Below are 26,278 nucleotides of genomic sequence, written 5' to 3'. Positions count from 1 at the left end.
TTGATCAATCTACCGAATCCCAATTCGGCAGTTCAGAATCTCTATCGCAAGTGGCATGCCAACCAAATGAATATATTTTTCTTTTAAAAAACAGATGGTTGTAAAGCAACATGCAACACCCAAACATTGCACTCTGCACGCTTGAACAAACTAGTCAGGCAGATTGCACGAGTGCCACTGCTAGGCCATACCCTATTCAAAAGCAAAAAAAGAGGGCCTCAAGGGCCCTCTTTTTATGATCGCCAGTTTAGACGCGATCAGACGCCAGAAGCTTTGGCAGCAGCCACATCTTTGATGGACAGCTTGATACGACCGCGGTTGTCCACGTCCAGAACCAATACTTCAACTTCTTGACCTTCTTTAAGCACGTCAGTCACTTTCTCAACACGAGCATCGCTCAGCATGGAGATGTGCACCAGACCGTCCTTACCTGGCAGGATGTTTACGAACGCGCCGAAATCAACGATACGCTCGACTTTACCCACATAGATCTTACCGACTTCAGCTTCAGCAGTGATGCTGAGAACGCGTTGGCGAGCAGCCTCAGCAGCATCTTTGGTTTCACCGAAGATCTTGATCGAGCCGTCATCTTCGATATCAATCGAAGCCTTGGTTTCTTCACAGATGGCACGAATGGTTGCACCACCCTTACCAATCACATCACGGATCTTGTCTTGGTCAATCTTCATCGCCAGCATCGTCGGAGCGTTTTCTGACAGCTCGCTACGGGACTGAGCGATCACCTGGTTCATCTGACCGAGGATATTCAGACGCGCTTCGAGCGCCTGACCCAAGGCGATTTCCATGATTTCTTCAGTAATGCCCTGGATTTTGATATCCATTTGCAGTGCAGTCACGCCATTAGCGGTACCGGCTACTTTGAAGTCCATGTCGCCCAGGTGATCCTCGTCACCCAGAATATCGGTCAGAACGGCGAATTTCTCACCCTCTTTCACCAGCCCCATCGCGATACCCGCAACCGGTGCTTTCATCGGTACGCCTGCATCCATCAGCGCCAGAGATGCACCGCAAACAGAGGCCATAGAAGATGAGCCGTTGGACTCAGTGATTTCAGAAACTACACGGATGGTGTACGGGAACTCATCAGCCTTAGGCAGCATTGCAGCCACACCACGGCGTGCCAGACGACCATGACCGATCTCACGACGGCCAGTAGCGCCCATACGACCACACTCACCCACCGAATACGGAGGGAAGTTGTAGTGCAGCATGAAGCTGTCTTTCTTCTCACCTTCAAGGGTATCCAGCAGCTGTGCATCACGGGCAGTACCCAATGTGGCAACGACCAAAGCCTGGGTTTCGCCACGGGTAAACAGTGCTGAACCGTGGGTCTTGTCCAGAACACCAACTTCGATGTTCAGAGGACGGACAGTGCGCGTGTCACGGCCATCGATACGTGGCTTGCCATTTACAATGTTCTCACGAACAGTGCGGTATTCGATTTCACCGAAAGCGTCTTTTACTTCACCGGCAGAAGGCTGACCCTCTTCACCTGACAGCTTAGCCACGGCCGCTTCACGCAGCTCACCCAGGCGGGCATAACGCTCTTGCTTGACGGTGATGGTGTAAGCCTGAGAAATCGCGTCGCCGAACTCGCCACGAATTGCGTCGAGCAGTGCAGTGTTAGCTGCAGCTGGTTGCCAATCCCAAGTTGGTTTACCCGCCTCGGCAGCCAACTCGTTAACAGCGTCGATCACAACTTGGAATTCATCGTGGGCAAACAGAACAGCGCCCAGCATTTGGTCTTCGGTGAGTTCCTGAGCTTCGGACTCAACCATCAGTACCGCATCTTTGGTACCGGCAACCACCATGTCCAGGCTCGAAGCCTTGAGTTGCTCGTAATTCGGGTTCAGCAGGTAGCCTGTCTCAGGGTGGAAGGCTACGCGTGCTGCACCGATCGGGCCATTGAATGGAATACCCGAAATAGCCAGAGCAGCTGATGTACCGATCATCGCAGCGATGTCCGGATCAGTTTTCTTGCTGGTGGAAACGACAGTACAGATCACCTGTACTTCGTTGTAGAAACCTTCCGGGAAGAGCGGACGGATTGGGCGGTCGATGAGACGGGAAGTCAGCGTTTCTTTTTCAGAAGGACGAGCCTCACGCTTGAAGAAACCACCTGGGATCTTGCCTGCAGCGTAGGTCTTTTCCTGATAGTGAACAGACAGCGGGAAAAAGTCTTTACCTGGGTCGGCAGACTTGGCGCCTGTTACTGCAACCAGAACGGTCACGTCATCATCAATGGAAACCAGTACAGCACCGGATGCCTGACGGGCGATGCGACCAGTTTCGAGGGTAACGGTCGACTGACCGAACTGGAACTTCTTAATTACCGGGTTCACGGTTTTTTCCTTCTCTTTGTTGCCTTTGGGGGAAACGGTTCTTACCTACCGCAGCTGTGCCACCACCCGCTGCGGGTCTTACAGAATTCGTGGGCGATTACGGGTGTCGGACCCGCTGTCGTCCAAAAACAGCAAAAGCAGAAAAAGCAAAAGCTGGAAGCGGGGCACTCCCCACTTCCAGCTTCGGCAGTCAGCTACGCTTAAGCATTGCTTAGCGACGCAGACCCAGGCGACCGATCAGGGCGCTGTAACGGCTGGTGTCCTTACCTTTCAGGTAGTCCAGCAGCTTACGACGCTGGTTAACCATGCGGATCAGACCACGACGGGAGTGGTGATCTTTACCGTTGGCTTTGAAGTGACCTTGCAGCTTGTTGATGTTTGCAGTCAACAGAGCAACTTGTACTTCAGGGCTACCAGTGTCGCCTTCAGCTTGTTTGTAATCGTTAACAATCTGGGCTTTTTCTTCAACGCTGAGTGCCATGGGGCAATCCTCTCAGTTAAGCAACTGCCGAAGCAGCTGCAATAGGCCGGGAATTACTTCCCGTGTTTAAAAATGAGAGATGACCGTGCCTATTAACAGCCACCCTCGATTCCCGCAGGCAGGAGCCGAAACCCCGAACCTGCGCAACGGTCATGCAGACCGAATAAGTCGACGTGGCGCAATGCGCCCGTCATCAGTCACTTCCCCTATACCCAGGAAGCGACCGTTATGATCTTGCACCCGAACCATCCCATACTTGGGAGCATCCGTAGCGCGAACTGGCTGGCCTTGCAGCCAGTAAAACGAACTGTGTTCTGTAAAGCTAAGCAGCGGCCAATCTTGCAAACCGCTGTCTACAGGGAGCAGAAACTGATCAACAGCTTCATTACCGCCCTCAGCATGTACCCGCTCAAGCTCTTCAAGGGTCACTGTGCGCTGTAAATCAAACGGACCGGCTTTGGTTCTACGCAGCTCTGCTACATGCGCCCCACAGCCTAATTCTCGCCCGATGTCCTCGACTAGCGTACGAATGTAGGTTCCTTTGCTGCAATCTACAGCCAGACGAACCTGGTCACCTTCACAACTGAGCAGTTCCAGCCGGCTAATAGTAACAGAACGCGGCTCACGCTCCACTACCTCACCTGCACGAGCGAGCTTATAAAGAGGCTGCCCATCGCGTTTGAGTGCCGAGTACATCGGAGGTATCTGACTGATTTCACCACGAAAACCCGGCAGCAGCGCCTCAATCTCAGTGCGACCAACGGTAACAGGGCGGCGCTCAAGCACCTCCCCTTCAGCATCTGCAGTATTAGTGGTGACACCTAACTGCATCAGCGTTTCATAGCCCTTGTCAGCATCCAACAGGTACTGTGAGAACTTTGTGGCTTCACCAAAGCACAATGGCAACACACCTGTCGCCAGAGGATCCAGACTACCGGTGTGCCCAGCTTTCTCAGCATTTAGCAACCAACGTACTTTTTGCAATGCAGCGTTGGAGCTAAAGCCACGGGGCTTATCGAGAAGAATGATGCCGTCAACAGAACGGCGAATACGCTTAACCTGTGCCACCGCTTACTCCTTGGACTCAGCACCATCGCCATGCTGACGATCTTCACTGACAGCCCGCTCAATAAGAGCCGAAAGCTGAGCACCACGGACAACGCTTTCGTCGTAATAAAAACGCAGACTCGGCACGCTACGGAGCTTCATCACTCGCCCCAGCTGCATACGCAGGAAGCCGCTGGCGTCATTCAGCACTTTCATGCTTTGCGCAAGCGCTTCTGGGTTCTCCTCAATCTCTCCGCCCATAACAGTCACAAAGACCTTGGCATGACTGCCGTCTCGGCTTACATCAACAGCGGTCACGGTAACCAGACCACCCAGACGTGGGTCTTTGACTTCCATACGGATCAATTGCGCTAGTTCACGCTGAATTTGATCACCGATGCGCTGGGCGCGGCTAAATTCTTTGGCCATTTCGATTACCTTCATTCATCGCACAGCCTGAAAATGCTGTGGACTTATAAGCGGCAAACGCCCGGCCTCGCGGAAGCGGGACCGGGCGCTGCATAGAGCGGCTATAGCTTACAGGCTGCGAGCCACCTGGACTTTCTCGAAGACTTCGATCTTGTCACCGACCTTGACGTCATTGTAGCTCTTCACGCCGATACCACATTCCATCCCATTACGGACTTCGGAAGCATCGTCTTTGAAGCGGCGCAGCGACTCAAGCTCACCTTCGAAGATCACCACGTCTTCACGCAGAACGCGAATCGGACGGTTACGGTACACAGTACCTTCGATCACCATGCAACCGGCAATCGCACCGAACTTCGGCGAGCGGAATACGTCACGAACTTCAGCAACACCCAGAATGTTCTCGCGAACATCACTGCCGAGCATGCCGGTGAGGGCTTTCTTCACGTCCTCAATGATGTCGTAGATTACGTTGTAGTAACGCATATCCAGACCTTCTTGCTCGACGATCTTACGAGCACCTGCATCAGCACGCACGTTGAAGCCGAACAGAACAGCATTCGAAGCCAGAGCCAGGTTGGCATCAGACTCAGTGATACCACCTACACCGCCCGCTACGACGCGAACTTGAACTTCGTCATTACCCAGATTGCTGAGCGAGCCTTGCAACGCTTCCAGAGAACCACGCACGTCGGCCTTAAGGACGATGTTGAGGGTTTTCTTCTCTTCTTGACCCATGGTCTCAAAGATATTCTCAAGCTTGCCAGCCTGCGCACGGGCCAACTTGACCTCGCGGAACTTGCCTTGACGGAACAGAGCGATTTCACGCGCTTTCTTCTCGTCGGCAACCACAGTCATGTCGTCACCAGCATCTGGAGTACCGTCAAGACCCAAGATCTCGACCGGGATCGACGGACCAGCTTCTTTGATGGTCTTGCCGTTTTCGTCCAGCATGGCACGGATACGGCCATAGTTGGAGCCAACCAACACCATGTCACCCTGGCGCAGAGTACCGTCCTGTACCAGCACGGTTGCAACCGGACCACGGCCTTTATCAAGGCGTGATTCAACAACAACACCACGACCTGGAATGGATGGCATGGCCTTCAGTTCGAGAACCTCAGCTTGCAGCAGAACAGCTTCAAGCAGTTCATCAATACCGGTACCCTGCTTAGCAGAGACAGGGATATATGGCGCATCACCGCCCCACTCTTCCGGGATCACATCAAGGGCCGCCAAGCCGTTCTTGATGTTGTCCGGATTCGCTTCAGGCTTGTCGATCTTGTTGATTGCAACAACGATCGGCACACCAGCTGCTTTAGCATGCTGTACCGCTTCTTGAGTTTGCGGCATGACACCATCGTCAGCAGCCACAACCAGAATCACGATGTCGGTGGCCTTGGCACCACGGGCACGCATAGCGGTGAACGCCGCGTGACCCGGAGTGTCGAGGAACGTGATCATGCCGCGATCAGTTTCTACGTGGTAAGCACCGATGTGCTGAGTAATACCACCAGCCTCACCGGAAGCTACCTTGGCACGACGTATGTAGTCGAGCAGCGAGGTCTTACCGTGGTCAACGTGACCCATAACGGTAACAACCGGTGCACGGGCAATAGCCTCACCCTCAATTTTGAGGGACTCAGCCAGCTGCTCTTCAAGCACGTTATCGCTAACCAGCTTGACCTTGTGCCCCAGTTCCTCAGCAACCAACTGGGCAGTTTCCTGATCCAGAACTTGGTTAATGGTTACCGGGGTACCCAGCTTAAACATGAACTTGATGACTTCAGCAGCCTTCACAGACATCTGCTGCGCCAACTCACCAACGGTAATGGTTTCGCCAATCACCACGTCACGAACGATCGGGCCAGTTGGGTTCTGGAAACCATGTTGGTTGCGCTTTTTCAGCTTAGCCTTGCCACCACGGCCACCACGACGGAAGCCATCGCTTTCTTCGTCGATAGTACGTGGGGCTACGCGCGGAGCTGGCGCCTTTTCTTTAACCGAAGGACGATGCTGAGCCGCTTTGCGCTCGCCACCACGACGATCTGCATCGTCATTACGGCCTTTTTCAGCACGGCGGGAATCATCCTTCTTGCGCTCTTCAACTACAGGCGCAACAACTTCAGGTACTTCATCCACAACAACAGCTGGGGACTCAACAACTGGAGCCTCAGCCGCAACTGGTTCAGCCTGCTTAGCCGCAGCACGCTCAGCTTCCTCTGCCTCGCGACGCTTAGCCTCTTCTTCAGCCTTGATACGGGCGCGTTCTGCTTCAGCGGCTTCAGCAGCGGCACGCTGCTCGGCCAGCTCACGCTGTTTTTCTGCTTCAAGCTCTTCAGCACTGCGCTTGACGAATGTCTTTTTCTTGCGCACTTCAACACTGATGGTCTTGCTACCTGCTACACGTAACGTACTGGTAGTTTTGCGCTGCAGGGTAATCTTGCGCGGCTCTTCCACCTTATCACCATGACTACTTTTGAGATGGGCCAACAAGGCCTGCTTCTCACTATCGGTGACCGTCTGTTCAGCTTTAGTGTGCGGCAAACCCGCTTCACTCATTTGCTGCAACAGACGCTCAACCGGAGTATTGACCACTTGGGCCAGTTCTTTAACCGTGACTTGCGTCATGCATTCCTCTCCTCAGGCCGCTACAGCGCTTACTCGAACCAATGGGCTCGAGCGGCCATGATCAACTTGCCAGCTCGCTCTTCGTCGATACCTTCGATATCGAGCAGATCATCAATAGACTGCTCGGCCAGGTCTTCGCGGTTGATTACGCCGCGCACCGCCAGTTCATGGGCAAGTGCCTTATCCATCCCCTCGAGGGCGAGCAAGTCGTCGGCTGGGTGGGCATCTGCCAGTTTCTCCTCATTGGCGATGGCTTTAGTCAGCAAACGATCTTTAGCGCGGGCGCGCAGCTCGGTCACGATATCTTCGTCGAAACCGTCGATGCTGAGCATTTCTTCCATCGGCACATAGGCAATTTCTTCCAGGCTAGTAAAGCCCTCTTCGACCAACACCTGCGCCAGTTCTTCATCCACCCCGAGTTCATCAATGAAGCACTGAAGGATGTCGCCGGTTTCTGCCTGCTGCTTAGCCTGAATATCAGCCTCAGTCATCACGTTCAGGGTCCAGCCAGTCAACTGACTGGCTAGGCGAACATTCTGACCTCCACGACCAATGGCCTGGGCTAAGTTGTCTGCAGCAACCGCGATGTCCATAGCATGGGCATCTTCATCGACGATGATCGCGGCAACTTCTGCCGGCGACATGGCGTTGATCACAAATTGCGCCGGGTTTTCATCCCACAGCACAATGTCTACACGCTCACCCGCCAGCTCACCGGAAACGGCTTGCACGCGGGAACCACGCATACCAATACAGGCACCTTGCGGATCGATGCGCTTATCTTTAGAACGCACGGCCAATTTGGCCCGCGAACCCGGGTCACGGGACGCCCCCATGACTTCGATCAGGCCTTCAGCAATTTCCGGTACCTCAATGCGGAACAACTCAATCAGCATTTCAGGCGCAGTACGGGAAAGGATCAGCTGAGGACCACGATTCTCTGTACGAATTTCTTTCAACAGTGCACGCAGGCGTACACCAACACGGAAGGTCTCGCGGGAAATGATGTCCTCACGTGCCAGCAAGGCCTCTGCATTGTTGCCAAGATCAACAATTACGCTATCACGCGTAACCTTCTTGACCGTCCCGGAGATAATTTCACCCAGCCGCTCACGATAGGCGTCAACAACCTGAGCACGCTCGGCCTCACGGACCTTCTGTACGATCACTTGCTTAGCGGTTTGCGCAGCGATTCGACCAAACTCAATGGATTCAATCTGCTCTTCGAGCACATCCCCCAGTTTAGCCTTCGCTTCCATGGCGCGAGGCATATCAACAGTGACCTGATGTGCAGGGTCATCAAAATTACTGTCATCCACTACTGTCCAGCGGCGGAAGGTCTCGTAGCTACCATTGTGGCGATTGATCACCACACGCAGATCGACCTCGTCCTCAAAACGCTTCTTTGTAGCAGTGGCCAGAGCAAGCTCCAGGGCCTCAAAAATAACGCCTGCCGGTACACCCTTTTCGTTGGATACCGACTCAACAACCAGCAGTACTTCTTTGCTCATCGTACGCCTCGCCTTTCGCAATCCGTTGGATCCGCGGGATCCGCGTCTCAGTCAAACCTTGGGATAATGTTGGCCTTGTCGATCATTTCGATCGGCAACAGAAACTCGTGGTCATCCACTTGCACCACTACATCCTGCTCTTCGACACCACGAAGAAGCCCCTGGAAGTTACGCCGCCCCTCAAAAGGAGAGCGCAACTTGATCTTCACTTGCTCACCCGCGTGGGAAGCAAACTGTTCAAGCGTGAACAGTGGTCTGTCCATGCCTGGCGATGACACCTCAAGCGTGTACTCAGAGGTAATCGGATCCTCTACATCCAGTACAGCGCTGACTTGGCGACTGACGATCTCGCAATCATCAATAACCACGCCATCGGGTTGTTTATCAATATAAATTCGAAGCAGAGAATGTCGTCCCTGCGACAGGAACTCGACCCCCCAACACTCGTAGCCAAGTGCTTCGATAACCGGGGCCACCATGGCCTGCAACTGTTCTAGCTTGCTCGACACTTGAAGCCCTCGCGCATGCTGTAAAAATAAAAAATGGGCGAAACGCCCATCGTCAAACCAGCTATAGAAGCTGGAAAAGCTATGACTCAGCTAGCAAAAAGCCCCTATCGAGGGGCTCCTTTGCAATTCAATGCGGTGACCGGAATCCAGTCTCAGGGTAAACCCTTGGAACAACCTAAATTGCCATATCCCACATTAAAACTGATTTAGGGATTATACGACCCAAGACAAAGGAGGGTCAATCTAAGCCCAGTAACAAGAAGGCCCGCAAACTGCGGGCCTTCTTGTAGATTGGTACCGAGGAGGGGACTCGAACCCCTACAGCCTATGGCCACTACCACCTCAAGGTAGCGTGTCTACCAATTCCACCACCTCGGCAAAATCGTTTGAAACCTAAACCTTACTTACTGCCTGCATCTTCAGACTGAGGTACATCTTGAGCTTCTTGAGCAGGTTTTTGCGCTTCAAGAACCGGGACATCCTCAACAACCGGTGCAGCTTCTTTCTTCACTTCCAACACTGCCGGATCAGGTAATCCTTGCTGAGAGATTACATCAGATTTCTCTTTAGCAAAATAGCCTAAACCCAAGCTAGTAATGAAAAAAGCGGTTGCCAGTATAGCAGTAACTCGACTCAAAAAGGTAGAGCTACCTTGGCTACCAAACACAGTTGCCGAAGCACCTGCACCAAACGATGCACCTGCATCAGCACCCTTACCCTGCTGCAGCAAAACCAGCAGTACAACACCAATTGCAGCCAGCAGATGAAGAACAACAATTACTGTTTCCAGCATTTTTTTTAGCTTCCTGCGGCGCGACAAATCGCACCGAACTCATCCGCATTCAGAGAGGCACCACCTACAAGCCCCCCATCTATATCTGGCATACCGAAAAGTTCGGCAGCATTGGCGGCTTTAACACTTCCACCATAAAGAATTCTCACACCACCCGCTAAAGCTTCATCCCTCGCCGCTATTTGCGAACGAATATTGGCATGAACCTCCTGGGCTTGCTGCGGTGTAGCAGTTAGACCAGTCCCAATAGCCCAGACTGGCTCATAGGCGATGACTGCATTAGCCAGCACACCCACCCCCAACACACCGACAACAGCTTCCAACTGCGCAGACACAACAGCTAACGTCTCACCAGCATTACGCTGATCAAGCGTCTCGCCTACACAGAGAACAGGCACCAGCCCTGCTGCCTGGGTTGCTGCAAACTTCTTGCAGATCAACTCGTCACTCTCACCGAGAATAGATCTCCGCTCCGAGTGACCAACCAGAACAAAGCCACAGCCTAGATCCGCCAACTGACCCGAGGAGACCTCGCCAGTAAGGGCCCCCTGCTCATATTGGAATGCACAATTCTGCGCCCCAATTGCAACACCCTTAGCTTTAAGCCCATGATGAGCCTGCTCAAGATGTACATATACAGGAAACACTGCTACATCCACCCCAGCGGGCAAAGCCTGCTGGTTAAGACCACCAATCAGCTCTGCGACGCTAGCGCGGGTACCGTACATTTTCCAGTTACCAGCTACCATTGGGCGACGCATGCTTTACCTCGTCGGTCAAAGAGGCCGCAGATATTACTCAAAGCTTTTATAACTGGCAAGTAAAATCAAGCACATACATCAGTAACTACTTTGGCGAGACTCTCGGCATAACCACGCACCTGCCCTTCATCGTCACCTTCGACCATTACTCGAACCAGCGGCTCCGTGCCGGATTTGCGCAACAAGACACGCCCCTTACCAGCCATGGCGTCTGTCACCCGAGCGCTCGCATCCTTAACCGCCGGATGCTCCAACGGATCATGTGCCCCCGAGTAGCGAACATTCACTAGCACCTGCGGACACTTACGCATACCTAGTCGAGCCTCACCCAGTGTCTGACCGCGACGCTTAAGCGCCATCAGGACCTGCAGAGCTGCAATAATCGCATCCCCAGTGGTCGTATGCTGGAAGCAAACCAAATGCCCAGAGTTTTCGCCACCGATCAGCCAACCACGCTCAAGCAGCTCAGCAATCACGTAGCGATCTCCAACCTTGGCGCGAACAAATGGCACACCCAAATCAGCCAACGCTAATTCGAGGCCAAGATTGCTCATCAAAGTACCGACGACCCCACCCTGAAGCTTTCCGCGCTCATGCATATCGCGCGCAATAATGAAGAGCAGCTCATCCCCATCAACAACTGCCCCAGAGTGATCAACCATCAATACACGGTCAGCATCACCATCGAAAGCAATCCCTAAATCTGCATGCTGCGCCAGGACGGCAGACTGTAACGCTTCAATATGTGTTGAACCGCAGCGATCGTTGATATTCAGGCCATTTGGCTCGGCGGAAAGAACAGTAACGCTAGCCCCAAGCTCTCTAAATACACTCGGGGCCACTTTATATGCCGCACCATTGGCACAATCTAGAACAACCTTCAGCCCAGCAAAGCTGGTACCCGTCGGTACACTCCCTTTACAGAACTCGATATAACGACCTGCCGCATCCACAATCCGGGAGACTTTACCCAGCTGCTCAGACTCAACCACCGTCATCGGCGAATCCAGCAGTTCTTCAATCATCAATTCAATTTCATCAGGCAGCTTGGTGCCCTGCCCGGAGAAGAATTTGATTCCGTTATCGTGGTGCGGATTGTGCGAAGCACTGATGACGATACCCGCCTCAGCATGAAAGGTGCGTGTCAAATAAGCGATCGCTGGAGTCGGCATCGGCCCCAACAGCATTACATCCGCACCTGCAGCAGAAAGCCCTGCCTCGAGTGCGGACTCAAACATATAGCCAGATATACGGGTGTCCTTACCGATTAGAATTCTGCATTTGCCCTGTTTGCGGAACGCCATCCCCGCTGCCCAACCAAGCTTAAGCATAAAGTCAGGAGTAATTGGGAAGTCACCGACGCGACCACGAATACCGTCAGTTCCAAAATATTTTCTACCCATTTTCCACCCCTTTCTTATTCTGCCGCTTGAACTGCAGCAATCATCCGGACAACGTCCATTGTTTCTGCAACATCATGCACCCGTATGATGTGCGCTCCTTTTGCCACCGCCAACGCAGCCAGTGCAAGACTGCCATAAAGACGCTCGCCAATTTCATTAGCCAGCACCTTACCGATCATGCTTTTACGCGAAACACCCACGAGTAGAGGCCGCCCCAGCTCATGCAGAGCGTCCATCCGCCTAAAAAGGGAAAGATTGTGCTCCAGCGTCTTAGCAAACCCAAACCCGGGATCAAGAATAATCCGCTCATCCGGAATACCGGCCTTCGCACAGGCCGCCATACGCTCAGACAAAAAATCACGAACCTCAACCAGCACATCTGCGTACTGAGGGTTGGACTGCATACTGTCGGGCTCGCCACGCATATGCATTAGACACACAGGAAGCGCCGTATCAGCGACAGCATCCAGTGCACCATCGCGCTGCAGAGAACGAACATCATTGATCAATCCGGCCCCCAGTCGTGCAGCTTCGCGCATAACAGCCGGCGTGGACGTATCAACCGAAATAATGACATCCAGCTCAGCAGCAATAGCCTCCACCACTGGCGCAACGCGCTCAAGCTCTTCTAATGCAGAAACATGACGCGCCCCAGGACGAGTCGATTCCCCTCCGACATCAATCAGTGTTGCGCCAGCTCGACACATCGATTCTGCATGGCGCAATGCCGCATCAATCTGTGAAAAGCGGCCACCGTCAGAAAAGGAATCAGGCGTGACATTAAGGATACCCATTACATGCGGGCGCCCTAAATCAAGAAACCGGCTGCCACAAGGCAGCCGGTTGGAAGTTACAGCAACGGACATGTCTAACCTTAGTGCTCGGCGGCAGGGCCACCTATAGGCTTCTCAGGAGTCTCAACAGCTTCAACCGGTGCAGATGGCGTACCACCAGAAGAACCGTTGCCACCCTGCCAACCCTTAGGCTCGCGTACCGGCACTCCATTCATGATGTCGTCGATCTGTTCAGTATCAATCGTTTCATACTTCATCAGCGCTTCAGCCATCGCATCCAGCTTATCGCGATTCTCAACGAGCAGGCGTTTGGCTGTGTCGTAGCAGCTATCGATGATGCTACGAACTTCTTCGTCGATCATTTTGGCCGTTTCTGCCGACACATTACTCTGCTGGCTACCCATGCTGCGCCCCAAGAAGACCTCCCCCTCCTCCTCGGCATACATCAGCGGCCCAAGCTTTTCGGACAAGCCCCACTTGGTGACCATGTTTTTGGCCAACTGAGTGGCACGCATAATGTCGTTAGATGCGCCGGTAGTAACACCGTCGAAGCCCAAAGTCATTTCTTCGGCAATCCGACCACCAAACAGTGAGCAAATCTGGCTGGTAAGTGCGCGCTTGCTGAGGCTGTAGCGATCTTCTTCCGGCAGGAACATGGTTACACCCAGCGCGCGACCACGGGGAATAATGGACACTTTATAAACCGGGTCATGCTCAGGCACCAGGCGACCGACGATGGCATGGCCAGCTTCGTGGTACGCAGTGTTGAGCTTTTCCTTATCAGACATAACCATGGTTTTGCGCTCTGCGCCCATCATGATCTTGTCTTTTGCCAGCTCAAACTCTTTCATTTCAACGAGGCGTTTACCGGCGCGTGCCGCAAACAGCGAAGCCTCGTTCACCAAGTTAGCCAAATCGGCACCTGAGAAACCAGGCGTACCACGTGCAATCACAGCGGGCTCAACATCTTCACCCACAGGCACTTTACGGATATGCACGTTGAGGATTTGTTCGCGACCGCGGATATCCGGCAGCCCCACTACAACTTGACGGTCGAAGCGACCTGGGCGAAGTAACGCTGGATCGAGCACATCCGGACGGTTAGTGGCGGCGATAACAATAATGCCGTCATTCATTTCGAAACCATCCATCTCCACCAGTAACTGGTTAAGAGTCTGCTCACGCTCATCATGACCACCGCCCATGCCAGCACCACGATGGCGACCAACGGCGTCAATTTCATCGATAAAGATGATGCAAGGCGCGTGTTTTTTTGCCTGATCAAACATGTCACGCACACGGGAAGCACCGACACCCACAAACATTTCCACAAAGTCTGAACCGGAAATGGTGAAGAACGGTACTTTTGCTTCGCCAGCAACAGCCTTTGCCAACAAAGTTTTACCCGTGCCTGGCGAGCCGACCATCAATACGCCACGCGGGATGCGGCCACCCAAGCGCTGGAATTTGCCCGGATCGCGCAGAAACTCTACCAACTCGCTGACTTCCTCTTTTGCCTCGTCGCAGCCGGCAACGTCCGCAAAAGTGGTTTTCACTTGGTCCTCTGACAACAGGCGCGCCTTACTTTTCCCGAAGCTCATCGGGCCGCCTTTACCACCTGCACCACCCTGCATCTGGCGCATGAAGAACATGAACACAGCGATAATGACGAGAATCGGGAAGCTGGCCACCAACAGCTGAGTCCAGATGCTCTGCTGTTCAGGCTGCTTACCAACGATTTCAACGTTATTGTCCATCAGGTCTTTGATCAGGCCGTTATCCTGAATAGCCGGACGCACGGTCTCGAACGCAGAGCCATCTACGCGTGTACCGCTGATGATGAAGCCATCCACCGTCACGCGCTTAACGCTACCGGTTTGAACTTGCTGAATGAACTCAGAGTAATTCAGCTTGTTAGATTCCCCGGAGCTGGAGAAATTGTTCATCACCGTGACCAAAACGGCGGCGATGATCAGCCACAGGACCAGATTCTTTGCCATGTCGTTCAATTAACTACCCTCTGAAGCAGGCCCCGTGCTGAAGCGCGCTTCGCATGACGACCAGTTATCTACCGGCCTAACTTACTACACAACACCCACACCTTGCAGATGCTGTCTGTAACCCTATTTGTAGCACTTACTCGTTCGACCGTCTTTACGCCTACGAGTTACATCCCACGAAATCCTCTTGCCAGAAGGTATTGCTCCCGGGATCTATCCCGTGATGACAGAGGCTTACGCATCTGAACCTTCTCGAACATCTGTCTCACTTGCTTGTGATATTGATCAAAGCCTTCACCTTGGAAAATCTTGATCAAAAAGTCACCGCCCGGACGCAGAACACGGGTGGAAAGATCAAGGGCCAACTCACACAGATACATCGCTCGCGGCTGATCAGCTTCCCTTACACCACTCATATTGGGGGCCATATCGGAAATCACAAGGTCTACCGGCTTTTCTCCGATCGCCTCAAGCAAACGATTGAAGACTTCATCATCCGTGAAATCCCCCTGAATAAAGGTCACATCTGGGATGCTGTCCATCTCCAAAATATCTGACGCAATCAGACAGCCTTTATCGCCGATCACACGACTGGTGACCTGCGACCAACCACCTGGCGCTGCGCCAAGGTCTACCACGGTCATTCCAGGCCGAAGGATGCGATCCTTTTCCTGAATCTCCAGCAACTTATAACTTGCACGTGAACGATAGCCGTCCTTTTGCGCCATTTTGACGTAAGGATCATCAAAGTGTTCTTTCAGCCAACGCTGACTGGTCTTGGAACGTGCCACGCAATACCTCTATCTGTGCAACGCATGAATAGCTGGGCGATCCCGAGGACGCTCGGGTAAACTACCTGCTGTTTTTACCAGATTAAACGCAGGAACATGATTATGCCGCTCACTCAAGAGCAGAAGAAACAATTCAAATCTATCGGCCACCATCTAAAACCTGTATTGATCGTGGCAGATAACGGTTTGACCGAAGGCGTTCTTGCTGAGCTCGAGCGCGCACTTAGTGATCACGAACTGATCAAAGTTCAACTGCGCATCATTGAGCGCGAAGATCGCCTTACTGCCATCAATGAACTCTGCAAAGCAGGCAACGCTGAGCTTGTACAGGTTATCGGCAAGATGGCTCTGATTTATCGCAAGAACCCGAAGGTGAATAAAAACCTGTCTAACGTTCAGCGTTATCAGGCCTGATCCCTCCGCATCAGCAAGGCGCAATCTCACGATTGTAGCCTTGCCACTCAAAGACATTAGCGCGAGTTCGCTACCGTACCTGGCACCGGCTGCAACACCAACATCAAGCCAGCAAACGCCATGACTAAATAGCTAAACATCAGCCAGTACTGCGCGCCCACAAACCATTGCTGAGCGACGAAATAGCTTGCAGCCATAACGGCTACTGCCAGCAATAACTGCCCCCTGACATCACGCAGCAGGCTGACTAACCCTTGCGCACGTACCAGTACTACGAGCTGGATCAGCACGCACACAGCACTGAGCCCTACAACCAGCGGTCGAAGCGTGTATCCCAACTCCTCAACCAGCAAGGACGCCATACCGCTCTTGGCAATTGCAGGCAGAACAAGAAAATGCAGCAACCAGAGGCCACCGACCCAGAGCGTCTGAGCCAGCAGCCAACTGATTGATCCTGCAGTACGCATACCTGAGTTAGATATGGCGAACTTCGACAATTTCGTACTCGACTGCACCACTTGGCGTCTGTACCAGCGCGATATCACCCTCATTTTTACCAATCAGGGCACGAGCAATTGGCGAAGTAACAGAGATCTTACGCTGCTTAATTTCAGCCTCGTCTTCACCCACGATCTGGTAAACAACCGTTTCGTCGGTTTCACAGTTTGCGATCTCAACCGTACTACCGAAAATCACCTTGCCAGTGTGCTCGATGGTGGTGACATCAATCACCACCGAGTTCTGCAGGCGTCCTTCGATATCACGGATACGCGCCTCGACCATGCCCTGCTGTTCGCGGGCAGCATGGTATTCAGCGTTCTCCTTAAGGTCACCCAGCTCCCGAGCCTCACCAATGGCTTGGCTCAGTTGCGGACGCACCACCTTGGTCAGATGGGCCAGTTCCTCTTCCAGGGCGCGAGCGCCCTGAACGGTCATGGGGTACTTGGTCATGCCTTGATTCCTGCGTGCAGATCCTGCAGGCGGCGCACGGTCTTCTCCGGACCGAACTTCAGCGCCTCACAGATAGCCTGCCCCGCCGCGATGGTGGTGGTGCAGTAAATCTTGTGCTGCAGAGCGTTACGACGAATAGAGAAGGAGTCAGCGATCGACTGACGACCCTCCGTAGTGTTGATGATGAGTGTAACCTCATCATTCTTGATCATGTCGACGACATGCGGACGGCCTTCGGTCACTTTATTGACCTTACGCACCGGCAAGCCTGCCGCTTCGATCACGCGCGCGGTACCGGAAGTGGCGACCACTTCGAAGCCCAGCTCAATCAGATCACGCGCCACTTGTGCAACCAGCGGCTTGTCATCCTCACGGACACTAATGAAAGCACAGCCGCTGCTCGGCAGGATTTCACTAGCGCCTAGCTGAGATTTAGCGAAAGCTTCACCGAAGGTATCACCCACGCCCATCACTTCACCGGTGGACTTCATTTCTGGGCCGAGGATCGGGTCAACACCCGGGAACTTGGCAAACGGGAATACCGCCTCTTTAACGCTGAAGTAAGGCGGAATCACTTCTTTGTTGTAACCGGCTTCGCTCAAGGACTTGCCAGCCATAACACGGGCAGCCACTTTCGCCAGGGACTCACCGACGCACTTAGACACGAACGGTACGGTACGGGAAGCGCGCGGGTTCACTTCGATGACGAAGATATCCTCACCCTGAACGGCCATCTGCACGTTCATCAAACCGACAACACCAAGCTCCAAGGCCATTTTCTTGACCTGATCACGGATCTCGTCCTGGATGTGCATCGGCAGCGAGTAAGGCGGCAGCGAGCACGCGGAGTCACCTGAGTGAACGCCAGCCTGTTCAATGTGCTGCATGATCGCACCGATCACCACGGTCTCACCGTCACACACCGCATCCACGTCCACCTCGATGGCGCAGTTGAGGAAGTGATCCAGCAGCACCGGGCTGTCGTTGGACACTTTTACCGCTTCACGCATATAGCGCTTGAGTTCGTCTTCCTGATAGACGATCTCCATAGCACGACCGCCAAGCACATAGGACGGACGCACTACCAGCGGGTAACCGATGGTTTTGGAATGTGCCAAAGCTTCGTCTTCACTGCGAGCAGTGGCGTTAGCCGGCTGACGCAGACCAAGGCGCTGCACCATCTGCTGGAAGCGCTCACGGTCTTCCGCACGGTCGATGGCGTCAGGCGAAGTACCGATGATTGGTACGCCCGCCTCTTCCAGTGCACGGCAGATTTTCAGCGGAGTCTGACCGCCGTACTGCACGATCACACCTTTCGGCTGCTCAACGCGGACGATTTCCAGTACGTCTTCCAGGGTCACTGGCTCGAAGTACAGACGATCGGATGTGTCGTAGTCAGTCGACACGGTTTCCGGGTTGCAGTTGACCATGATGGTCTCGTACCCGTCTTCACGCATCGCCAGCGCCGCGTGTACGCAGCAGTAGTCGAACTCGATACCCTGACCGATACGGTTCGGGCCACCACCGAGGATCATGATCTTCTCGCGGGTGGACGGATTGGCTTCGCACTCTTCCTCATAGGTGGAGTACATGTAAGCGGTATCGGTGGCAAACTCAGCAGCACAGGTATCCACACGCTTGTAGACCGGCAGGACTTTCAGCTTGTGGCGGTGGCTGCGCAGGTTCTTCTCAGTTACACCCAGCAACTTGGCCAGACGCGCATCGGAGAAGCCTTTGCGCTTGAGTTTGAACATCAGGTCGCGATCAATATTCGACAAGCCCAGGGTTTTCACCTGCTCTTCGATCTTGATCAGCTCTTCGATCTGTACCAGGAACCACTCGTCGATACGGGTCAGATCAAAGACTTCAGCAACAGTCTTACCGGCACGGAAGGCATCAGCCACGTACCAGATACGCTCGGCGCTCGGCACTGTCAGTTCGCGACGCAGGGTGCTTTCGGCTTCCGGATCATTCAGATCCAGCTTCGGATCGAAACCGACAGCGCCCACTTCCAGACCGCGCAGGGCTTTCTGCAGGGACTCCTGGAAGGTGCGACCGATGGCCATTACCTCACCCACAGATTTCATCTGCGTGGTCAGGCGAGCGTCGGCTTTCGGGAATTTTTCGAAGGCGAAACGCGGGATCTTGGTCACAACGTAGTCGATGGACGGCTCGAAAGAAGCCGGGGTACGGCCACCGGTGATGTCGTTCTGCAGCTCATCCAGGGTGTAACCTACAGCCAGCTTGGCGGCGATCTTAGCAATCGGGAAGCCTGTCGCTTTGGAGGCCAGAGCCGAAGAGCGAGATACACGCGGGTTCATTTCGATCACGACCATACGGCCAGTGTTCGGGCAAATGCCGAACTGAACGTTGGAGCCGCCAGTTTCAACACCAATCTCACGCAGCACTGCCAAAGAGGCATTACGCATGATCTGGTATTCCTTATCGGTCAGCGTCTGTGCTGGCGCAACAGTGATGGAGTCACCGGTGTGCACACCCATCGGATCGAAGTTCTCGATGGAGCAGACGATGATGCAGTTGTCCTTTTTGTCGCGGACAACTTCCATTTCGTATTCTTTCCAACCGATCAGGGATTCGTCGATCAGCAGCTCGCTGGTTGGCGACAAGTCCAGACCGCGGGCACAGATTTCTTCGAACTCTTCACGGTTGTAGGCAATACCGCCGCCGGTGCCGCCCATGGTGAAGGACGGACGGATGATGCAGGGGAAACCCACCTGATCAAGCACGCCGTAAGCTTCTTCCATGTTGTGTGCAATACCAGAGCGCGGGCAGGCCAAGCCGATGTCCTTCATCGCTTTGTCGAAGCGCGAACGGTCTTCAGCTTTGTCGATGGTATCGGCATTGGCACCGATCATTTCTACGCCGAATTTTTCCAGCACGCCGTGCTTTTCAAGATCCAGTGCGCAGTTCAGAGCAGTCTGACCGCCCATGGTCGGCAGCAGTGCATCTGGGCGCTCTTTCTCAATGATCTTGGCAACGGTGGCCCATTTGATCGGCTCGATATACGTGGCATCAGCCATAGCCGGGTCAGTCATGATGGTGGCTGGGTTAGAGTTCACCAGAATGACGCGGTAGCCTTCTTCTTTCAGGGCTTTACATGCTTGAGCACCGGAGTAATCAAACTCGCACGCCTGGCCGATAACAATCGGGCCAGCGCCGAGGATCAGGATGCTTTTTATGTCTGTACGTTTTGGCATTTTCTCTCTCTCGAATCCTTGGGTCAGTCGGCTGGCTTAACGGCGCTTGGCCATGGCTTCGATAAAACGGTCAAACAGCGGAGCAACGTCGTGCGGGCCTGGGCTCGCCTCTGGGTGCCCCTGGAAGCTGAAGGCAACCTTGTCGGTACGTTCAATACCCTGCAGGGTGCCGTCGAACAGCGACTTGTGCGTGGCGCGCAGGTTAGCCGGCAGGCTCGGCTCATCAACAGCAAAACCGTGGTTCTGGCTGGTGATCATGACAACGCCAGTGTCCAGGTCCTGAACCGGGTGGTTGGCACCATGGTGACCGGTAGCCATTTTCACGGTTTTAGCGCCAGAGGCCAGGGCCAGCAATTGATGCCCCAGGCAAATACCGAATACCGGAACCTCGGTCTGGAGAACTTCCTGAATCGCCTTGATCGCGTAATCGCAAGGCTCAGGATCGCCTGGGCCGTTGGAGAGGAATACACCGTCCGGGTTAAGGGCCAGTACTTCACTTGCTGGGGTTTGCGCAGGAACCACGGTCAGGCGGCAACCACGAGCAACCAGCATGCGCAGGATGTTCAGCTTCACACCGTAGTCATAGGCTACGACATGGTAAGGCAACTCATTGGCTGGGATCTCTGGATGGCTGTCGCTCTCCAGATTCCATACGCTGGAACGCCATTCGTAGCGCTCTGAGCAGGTCACTTCCTTGGCCAGATCCATACCTTTAAGGCCTGGGAAGCTGCGTGCCAGCTCCAGCGCTTTTTCTTCAGTCGCATCATCACCAGCCAAAATGCAGCCGTTTTGCGAACCTTTTTCACGCAGGATGCGGGTCAGGCGGCGGGTATCGATACCGGCAATGGCGACGGTGCCATTTTCTTTCAGGTACTCATCCAGCGGCTGCTTATCACGCCAGCTGCTGGAAATCAGCGGCAGATCGCGAATAATCAGGCCAGCAGCCCAAACGCGATTAGACTCGGCGTCTTCCGGCGTTGTGCCGGTGTTACCGATGTGCGGATAAGTCAGCGTAACAATCTGCTGCGCATAGGATGGATCAGTCAGGATTTCCTGATAGCCGGTCATGGCAGTGTTAAACACCACCTCTCCAATTGTTTGGCCATCGGCTCCGATGGCCTCGCCGCGAAAAATGCTGCCATCAGCAAGGGCGAGTATGGCTGGCTTACTCAAGAAGACCTCCCGTAGATCGATGCTTGAAGCAAACGCAGATTGTAAAAAAGCGGGATGACGTCTCGACCGTCACCCCGCTTTTTTAATTCATTCATTCTGCGTAACTTTTAGTGGACACACTAAAGCGAGAAGCTTACAGGAAAGTGCCTTTTTGGTCCACCTTTGCGACGCCAAAGTCTTAGACTCAAGCGCCAAGTGCGACACAATGACTCAGTTAAGCCCCAGAACATCCTGCATGTCGTACAACCCCGCCTCACGTGACTGCAGCCAGAGTGCCGCTCGCACAGCTCCCTTGGCAAAGGTCATGCGGCTGGATGCCTTGTGGGTAATTTCGACTCGCTCACCTTCTGCAGCAAACAGTACAGTGTGATCACCGACTACATCACCTGCACGAACAGTCGCAAAACCGATAGTTTCACGTTCACGAGCCCCAGTCTGACCTTCACGACCATAGACCGCTACTTTCTGCAAATCGCGCCCTAAGGCGTTAGCAACCACTTCCCCCATACGCAAAGCCGTACCGGACGGAGCGTCTACTTTATGACGGTGATGAGCTTCGATGATCTCAATATCAACATCATCACCCAGCACACGGGCAGCAGTGTCGAGTAACTTGAGACAAAGGTTAACCCCAACACTGAAGTTTGCCGCAAACACGATAGGAATCTGCTTGCCAGCTTCTGCTAGCAACTCTTTTTCCTGCGGGGTAAAACCGGTGGTACCAATCACCATAGCCTTGCCCGCCTGACGACAGATTTCGAGGTTCTTCAAGGTCACTGATGGGTGAGTAAAATCAATCAGCACATCGAACTGATCCAGCACCGCATTCAGGTCACCGGACAGATGCACCCCCATCTTGCCCTGGGCAACCAACTCACCAACATCAGCACCAACAAGGCTGCTGTCGGCACGATCAATAGCTGCCGTCAGGCTCGCAGAGTCAGCCAATTGCACCGCTTCAATAAGGGTCTTACCCATGCGCCCGGCGGCGCCCATCACAGCAATACGTTGCATAAGATTCAATTCCAAACTGCCATGTCAGGCTGCCCTTAGCGGGCAGCCTGACATGCACGATTACAGATCGCCGAAGAAGCGCTTCACACCTTCAAACCAACCACTGGCCTTAGGCGAGTGAGAGCTGTCACCTTCTAGGGTTTTGCGGAACTCTTCAAGCAGTTCACGCTGGCGGCGATCAAGATTAACTGGGGTTTCGACCGCCACACGGCACATCAGGTCACCCGCACCACCACCACGCACAGGGGCCACGCCCTTGCCGCGCAGGCGGAACATTTTGCCAGTTTGCGTGCCTTCTGGAATTTTCAACTTAACTCGACCATCAAGTGTCGGCACTTCCAACTCACCACCCAGCGCAGCATCAGCAAAACTGATAGGCACTTCGCAATAAAGATGCTTGCCGTCACGCTGGAAGATCGCATGCTCGCGCACGTTGACTACAACGTACAAATCACCCGATGGCCCACCGTGTGCACCCGCCTCGCCCTCACCGGAAAGACGGATACGGTCGCCAGTATCAACACCTGCCGGCACTTTGACCGACAGCGTTTTGCTTTCCTCAACACGACCCTGACCATGGCAGCTGCCACACGGATCAGTGATCATCTTGCCGCTACCATGACAGCGTGGGCAGGTCTGTTGAACTGAGAAGAACCCCTGCTGCATACGCACCTGACCGATACCACCACAGGTCGTACAGGTCACGGGGGACGTACCCTTCTTGGCGCCAGAGCCATCGCAGGTCTTACAGTTGACCAGGGTTGGCACGCGAATGGTCACCGTAGTGCCACGTACAGCCTCTTCCAGATCAAGCTCTAGGGTGTAGCGCAGGTCACTGCCACGCTGCGGGCCGCCGCGCTGACCACCACGGCCGCCACCACCGAAGAAATCACTGAATACATCACCGAAAATATCGGAGAAGTTCGCCCCACCGAAACCGCCTGCGCCACCGCCACCCATGCTCGGGTCAACTCCCGCATGGCCGTATTGGTCGTAGGCCGAACGCTTGCCCGCATCGGAAAGCACTTCGTAAGCCTCGTTGGCTTCCTTGAACTTCTCTTCTGCGTCCTTATCGTCCGGGTTGCGGTCTGGGTGATATTTCATGGCCAAGCGACGGTAGGCCTTTTTCAGCTCCGCTTCGCTGGCACCGCGCTCGACACCGAGCACCTCGTAATAATCACGTTTAGCCATAAGTCCTCAACACCTCGAATTCGTCAGCCCCAGACACGCCAACGCGGGAGCAAGCCCCCGCGCGACGGTTCAAGCCGGATGCAGGCTTAGCTGCATCCGTCAGGAGCGGTATAAGCTTGCGCTTACTTGTTGTCCTTGACCTCTTCGAACTCGGCGTCGACGACGTCGTCAGCCGGATCCTTGGACTTCTCGCCTGCGTCAGCCTGCGCACCAGCCTGAGGCTGTTCGGCGTACATTTTCTGAGCCAGCGGTGCAGTCACTTCGGACAGAGCGGTCATCTTGGCTTCGATTTCAGCCTTGTCGTCGCCCTTCACAGCCGCTTCCAGCGCAGCGACTGCGCTTTCGATGGCAGCTTTCTCGTCAGCAGTTGCCTTATCACCCGCTTCAGTCACCATCTTGCGAGTCGCGTGTACCAGCTGATCACCCTGGTTACGGGCACCGGCCAGCTCTTCAAACTTGCGGTCTTCCTCGGCATTAGCCTCGGCATCACGCACCATTTGCTGGATTTCTTCCTCGGACAGACCGGAGTTGGCCTTGATCACGATGGATTGAGACTTACCAGTCGCCTTGTCTTTCGCGCTGACGTGCAGGATACCGTTGGCGTCGATGTCGAAGGTCACTTCGATCTGCGGAACACCACGCGGAGCCGGCGGAATCTCGGCCAGGTCGAATTTACCCAGGGACTTGTTGCTGCTCGCCTGCTTACGCTCACCCTGCAGCACGTGAATAGTCACAGCGCTCTGGTTGTCATCAGCGGTAGAGAACACTTGCGACTTCTTAGTCGGGATAGTGGTGTTCTTCTCGATCAGAGCAGTCATCACGCCGCCCATGGTTTCGATACCCAGGGTCAGTGGGGAAACGTCCAGCAACAGTACGTCTTTTACGTCGCCAGCCAGCACAGCGCCCTGAATCGCAGCACCCATGGCCACAGCTTCGTCCGGGTTAACGTCTTTACGCGGATCTTTGCCGAAGAAATCGCTAACAGTCTTCTGCACCAGCGGCATACGGGTCTGGCCACCGACCAGAATCACGTCATTGATTGCACTAACGTCGATACCAGCATCTTTCAGTGCAATTTTGCACGGCTCAATGGTGCGCTGAACCAGGTCTTCAACCAGAGATTCCAGCTTGGCGCGCGAAATCTTCACGCTCAGGTGCTTAGGACCGGTGGCATCTGCAGTGATATACGGCAGGTTCACGTCAGTCTGCTGGCTAGAAGACAGTTCGATCTTGGCCTTTTCAGCAGCTTCTTTCAGACGCTGCATCGCCAGCGGATCACCCTTCAGGTTCATGCCGGTTTCTTTGTTGAATTCGTCAACGAGGTAGTCGATCAGACGAATATCAAAGTCCTCACCACCCAAGAAGGTGTCGCCGTTGGTGGCCAGCACTTCAAACTGATGCTCACCGTCTACTTCAGCGATTTCGATCACGGACACGTCGAAGGTACCGCCACCCAAGTCATAAACGATGACAGTGTGGTCGCCCTTAGCCTTGTCCATACCGTAAGCCAGAGCAGCAGCAGTCGGCTCGTTGATGATGCGCTTAACGTCCAGCCCGGCAATACGGCCGGCGTCTTTAGTAGCCTGACGCTGACTGTCGTTGAAGTACGCTGGAACGGTGATTACCGCCTCAGTTACAGCCTCACCGAGGTAATCCTCAGCGGTTTTCTTCATTTTCTTCAGGACTTCGGCGCTGATCTGCGGCGGAGCCATTTTCTGGCCATTAACTTCAACCCAAGCGTCGCCGTTGTCGGCCTTGGCGATTTTGTAAGGAACCAGACTGATATCTTTCTGCACGACGTCTTCGTCAAAACGACGACCGATCAGACGCTTAACTGCGTACAGAGTGTTATGCGGGTTGGTGACAGCCTGACGCTTAGCCGATTGGCCCACCAGAATTTCACCGTCATTGGCATACGCAATGATCGAAGGGGTAGTACGCGCACCTTCGGCGTTCTCAATAACTTTTACCGAACCGTTTTCCAAAATGGAGACGCAAGAGTTGGTGGTCCCCAAGTCAATACCGATAATTTTACCCATGTTCACTCTCCCGAAATTTTGAAGATTTCGCCGCTGTAAGCTTCAGCCGCGATAGCACTAAAACGCTTGACTGCTTAATGGGGGCAGTCGGAAAAAATTCAAGCCTGCTCGTCAATCGAAGGCACAGGAGCTGCAGGTGCCTTGCTCACCACAACCATTGCTGGGCGCAGCAGACGGCCATTCAACAACCAGCCTTTCTGGAACACCTTGAGCACACTGTTAGGCTCTACATGGGTGCTCTCTTCCATGGCCATTGCTTGGTGGTGCTCCGGATTGAACGGCGCCCCGTGCGGATCAACCTGCTCGAGGTTGAAACGCTTGAGGGTGTCGAGGAACAACTTCAGTGTCAGCTCCATGCCCTCACGAACCGCCTTGATCGACTCATCATCAGGACGGGAAAGCTCCAGCCCGCGCTCGAGACTGTCCACGACAGGCAGCAAGTCATTGGCAAATTTTTCCAGCGCGAACTTGTGCGCCTTTTCGACATCCTGCTCGGCGCGACGACGTACGTTCTGCAAGTCGGCAGCCATGCGCAGCGACTGATCCTGCGCAGCAGCCAGTTGCTCTTCCAGCGTTTGCACGCGGGCAACCAGATCATCTCCTGAAGTTTCTTGTGCAGTATCGAGTTGCTCTTCAGGGTTCTGCGTATCCAGGGTCTGTTCGTCAGCCATGCCTATCTCCTCTTAACGTTCGATGTGAGTCATGCCCACTTGCTTACACCCTATATGGGAACGTTTTTTCCGATTTCAAGGTCGCGCAATGGAT

The 26,278-nt window shown here is 54.0% G+C and carries 22 protein-coding genes and 1 tRNA gene; 1 reads left to right on the top strand and 22 read right to left on the bottom strand.

Annotated features, from left to right (window positions below; all coding sequences use genetic code 11):
- Positions 1 to 257: 257 nt before the first annotated feature.
- The 14 genes from pnp to rlmE form a co-directional block, all read right to left on the bottom strand.
- A complete protein-coding gene (gene pnp, locus WG219_05575) occupies positions 258 to 2,363 on the bottom strand; it encodes a polyribonucleotide nucleotidyltransferase (protein ID WXL26943.1) in 2,106 nt (701 codons plus the stop codon).
- A gap of 211 nt (positions 2,364 to 2,574) precedes the next feature.
- A complete protein-coding gene (rpsO, locus tag WG219_05570; protein WXL26942.1) occupies positions 2,575 to 2,844 on the bottom strand; it encodes a 30S ribosomal protein S15 in 270 nt (89 codons plus the stop codon).
- A gap of 150 nt (positions 2,845 to 2,994) precedes the next feature.
- A complete protein-coding gene (gene truB / locus WG219_05565; GenBank protein ID WXL26941.1) occupies positions 2,995 to 3,912 on the bottom strand; it encodes a tRNA pseudouridine(55) synthase TruB in 918 nt (305 codons plus the stop codon).
- Between the two features lie 3 nt (positions 3,913 to 3,915).
- Positions 3,916 to 4,320 carry a 30S ribosome-binding factor RbfA gene (rbfA, locus tag WG219_05560; protein WXL26940.1) on the bottom strand — a complete coding sequence of 135 codons (405 nt, stop codon included), beginning with the start codon at positions 4,318 to 4,320 and terminating at the stop codon, positions 3,916 to 3,918.
- A 108-nt stretch (positions 4,321 to 4,428) separates the two neighbouring features.
- Positions 4,429 to 6,951 (bottom strand): translation initiation factor IF-2, encoded by a 2,523-nt coding sequence (gene infB, locus WG219_05555; GenBank protein ID WXL26939.1) that lies wholly within the window; start codon positions 6,949 to 6,951, stop codon positions 4,429 to 4,431.
- A gap of 29 nt (positions 6,952 to 6,980) precedes the next feature.
- Entirely contained in the window at positions 6,981 to 8,462 is a 1,482-nt protein-coding gene (gene nusA, locus WG219_05550; protein WXL26938.1) for a transcription termination factor NusA, read from the bottom strand.
- A gap of 47 nt (positions 8,463 to 8,509) precedes the next feature.
- Entirely contained in the window at positions 8,510 to 8,971 is a 462-nt protein-coding gene (rimP, locus tag WG219_05545; GenBank protein WXL26937.1) for a ribosome maturation factor RimP, read from the bottom strand.
- A gap of 292 nt (positions 8,972 to 9,263) precedes the next feature.
- Positions 9,264 to 9,349: transfer RNA gene (locus WG219_05540), tRNA-Leu, on the bottom strand.
- A 22-nt stretch (positions 9,350 to 9,371) separates the two neighbouring features.
- A complete protein-coding gene (secG, locus tag WG219_05535; GenBank protein WXL26936.1) occupies positions 9,372 to 9,764 on the bottom strand; it encodes a preprotein translocase subunit SecG in 393 nt (130 codons plus the stop codon).
- Between the two features lie 5 nt (positions 9,765 to 9,769).
- Positions 9,770 to 10,525, bottom strand: a complete 756-nt coding sequence (gene tpiA / locus WG219_05530) for a triose-phosphate isomerase (GenBank protein ID WXL26935.1) — start codon at positions 10,523 to 10,525, stop codon at positions 9,770 to 9,772.
- 65 nt (positions 10,526 to 10,590) lie between these two features.
- Entirely contained in the window at positions 10,591 to 11,928 is a 1,338-nt protein-coding gene (gene glmM, locus WG219_05525) for a phosphoglucosamine mutase (protein WXL26934.1), read from the bottom strand.
- A 14-nt stretch (positions 11,929 to 11,942) separates the two neighbouring features.
- A complete protein-coding gene (gene folP / locus WG219_05520) occupies positions 11,943 to 12,794 on the bottom strand; it encodes a dihydropteroate synthase (protein WXL26933.1) in 852 nt (283 codons plus the stop codon).
- Between the two features lie 8 nt (positions 12,795 to 12,802).
- Positions 12,803 to 14,722: an ATP-dependent zinc metalloprotease FtsH gene (gene ftsH, locus WG219_05515; protein WXL26932.1), complete on the bottom strand. Its 1,920-nt coding sequence runs from the start codon at positions 14,720 to 14,722 to the stop codon at positions 12,803 to 12,805.
- Positions 14,723 to 14,889: 167 nt separating this feature from the next.
- Positions 14,890 to 15,513, bottom strand: a complete 624-nt coding sequence (gene rlmE, locus WG219_05510) for a 23S rRNA (uridine(2552)-2'-O)-methyltransferase RlmE (GenBank protein WXL26931.1) — start codon at positions 15,511 to 15,513, stop codon at positions 14,890 to 14,892.
- Positions 15,514 to 15,615: 102 nt separating this feature from the next.
- Here rlmE and yhbY point away from each other — a divergent pair, with 102 nt between their 5' ends.
- Complete coding sequence (yhbY, locus tag WG219_05505; GenBank protein WXL26930.1) at positions 15,616 to 15,927, top strand: ribosome assembly RNA-binding protein YhbY; 312 nt, start codon at positions 15,616 to 15,618, stop codon at positions 15,925 to 15,927.
- A 56-nt stretch (positions 15,928 to 15,983) separates the two neighbouring features.
- On the opposite strand, the gene WG219_05500 is transcribed toward yhbY, so the two are convergent.
- From WG219_05500 to grpE, 8 genes are all read right to left on the bottom strand, one after another.
- Positions 15,984 to 16,394, bottom strand: a complete 411-nt coding sequence (locus WG219_05500; GenBank protein WXL26929.1) for a DUF4149 domain-containing protein — start codon at positions 16,392 to 16,394, stop codon at positions 15,984 to 15,986.
- Positions 16,395 to 16,401: 7 nt separating this feature from the next.
- Positions 16,402 to 16,878, bottom strand: a complete 477-nt coding sequence (greA, locus tag WG219_05495; protein ID WXL26928.1) for a transcription elongation factor GreA — start codon at positions 16,876 to 16,878, stop codon at positions 16,402 to 16,404.
- Complete coding sequence (gene carB / locus WG219_05490) at positions 16,875 to 20,096, bottom strand: carbamoyl-phosphate synthase large subunit (GenBank protein ID WXL26927.1); 3,222 nt, start codon at positions 20,094 to 20,096, stop codon at positions 16,875 to 16,877. The genes greA and carB overlap by 4 nt, the downstream gene beginning before the upstream one ends.
- 36 nt (positions 20,097 to 20,132) lie before the next feature.
- The gene (carA, locus tag WG219_05485; GenBank protein WXL26926.1) at positions 20,133 to 21,269 is read right to left on the bottom strand and encodes a glutamine-hydrolyzing carbamoyl-phosphate synthase small subunit; all 1,137 of its coding nucleotides are present in this window, start codon (positions 21,267 to 21,269) and stop codon (positions 20,133 to 20,135) included.
- A 210-nt stretch (positions 21,270 to 21,479) separates the two neighbouring features.
- Positions 21,480 to 22,283 (bottom strand): 4-hydroxy-tetrahydrodipicolinate reductase, encoded by an 804-nt coding sequence (dapB, locus tag WG219_05480; GenBank protein ID WXL26925.1) that lies wholly within the window; start codon positions 22,281 to 22,283, stop codon positions 21,480 to 21,482.
- Positions 22,284 to 22,343: 60 nt separating this feature from the next.
- Complete coding sequence (gene dnaJ, locus WG219_05475) at positions 22,344 to 23,474, bottom strand: molecular chaperone DnaJ (GenBank protein WXL26924.1); 1,131 nt, start codon at positions 23,472 to 23,474, stop codon at positions 22,344 to 22,346.
- 122 nt (positions 23,475 to 23,596) lie between these two features.
- Positions 23,597 to 25,513, bottom strand: a complete 1,917-nt coding sequence (gene dnaK / locus WG219_05470; GenBank protein ID WXL26923.1) for a molecular chaperone DnaK — start codon at positions 25,511 to 25,513, stop codon at positions 23,597 to 23,599.
- Between the two features lie 98 nt (positions 25,514 to 25,611).
- Positions 25,612 to 26,184 (bottom strand): nucleotide exchange factor GrpE, encoded by a 573-nt coding sequence (gene grpE, locus WG219_05465; GenBank protein ID WXL26922.1) that lies wholly within the window; start codon positions 26,182 to 26,184, stop codon positions 25,612 to 25,614.
- Positions 26,185 to 26,278 lie beyond the last annotated feature (94 nt).

It is taken from the genome of Pseudomonas mendocina, assembly GCA_037482215.1.
Lineage (GTDB): Bacteria > Pseudomonadota > Gammaproteobacteria > Pseudomonadales > Pseudomonadaceae > Aquipseudomonas > Aquipseudomonas mendocina_E.
The sequence above is the reverse complement of the archived record's forward strand: the minus strand, read 5'-3'. Positions and strand labels throughout refer to the sequence as shown.

Bases quoted from the DNA above. Each gene is read 5' to 3' on its own strand.
- dnaJ (WXL26924.1), bottom strand. From the start codon at position 23,474: ATGGCTAAACGTGATTATTACGAGGTGCTCGGTGTCGAGCGCGGTGCC.
- rbfA (WXL26940.1), bottom strand. From the start codon at position 4,320: ATGGCCAAAGAATTTAGCCGCGCCCAGCGCATCGGTGATCAAATTCAG.
- carB (WXL26927.1), bottom strand. From the start codon at position 20,096: ATGCCAAAACGTACAGACATAAAAAGCATCCTGATCCTCGGCGCTGGC.
- secG (WXL26936.1), bottom strand. From the start codon at position 9,764: ATGCTGGAAACAGTAATTGTTGTTCTTCATCTGCTGGCTGCAATTGGT.
- nusA (WXL26938.1), bottom strand. From the start codon at position 8,462: ATGAGCAAAGAAGTACTGCTGGTTGTTGAGTCGGTATCCAACGAAAAG.
- greA (WXL26928.1), bottom strand. From the start codon at position 16,878: ATGACCAAGTACCCCATGACCGTTCAGGGCGCTCGCGCCCTGGAAGAG.
- grpE (WXL26922.1), bottom strand. From the start codon at position 26,184: ATGGCTGACGAACAGACCCTGGATACGCAGAACCCTGAAGAGCAACTC.
- tpiA (WXL26935.1), bottom strand. From the start codon at position 10,525: ATGCGTCGCCCAATGGTAGCTGGTAACTGGAAAATGTACGGTACCCGC.
- folP (WXL26933.1), bottom strand. From the start codon at position 12,794: ATGTCCGTTGCTGTAACTTCCAACCGGCTGCCTTGTGGCAGCCGGTTT.
- ftsH (WXL26932.1), bottom strand. From the start codon at position 14,722: ATGGCAAAGAATCTGGTCCTGTGGCTGATCATCGCCGCCGTTTTGGTC.
- yhbY (WXL26930.1), top strand. From the start codon at position 15,616: ATGCCGCTCACTCAAGAGCAGAAGAAACAATTCAAATCTATCGGCCAC.
- rpsO (WXL26942.1), bottom strand. From the start codon at position 2,844: ATGGCACTCAGCGTTGAAGAAAAAGCCCAGATTGTTAACGATTACAAA.
- dapB (WXL26925.1), bottom strand. From the start codon at position 22,283: ATGCAACGTATTGCTGTGATGGGCGCCGCCGGGCGCATGGGTAAGACC.
- infB (WXL26939.1), bottom strand. From the start codon at position 6,951: ATGACGCAAGTCACGGTTAAAGAACTGGCCCAAGTGGTCAATACTCCG.
- glmM (WXL26934.1), bottom strand. From the start codon at position 11,928: ATGGGTAGAAAATATTTTGGAACTGACGGTATTCGTGGTCGCGTCGGT.
- dnaK (WXL26923.1), bottom strand. From the start codon at position 25,513: ATGGGTAAAATTATCGGTATTGACTTGGGGACCACCAACTCTTGCGTC.
- WG219_05500 (WXL26929.1), bottom strand. From the start codon at position 16,394: ATGCGTACTGCAGGATCAATCAGTTGGCTGCTGGCTCAGACGCTCTGG.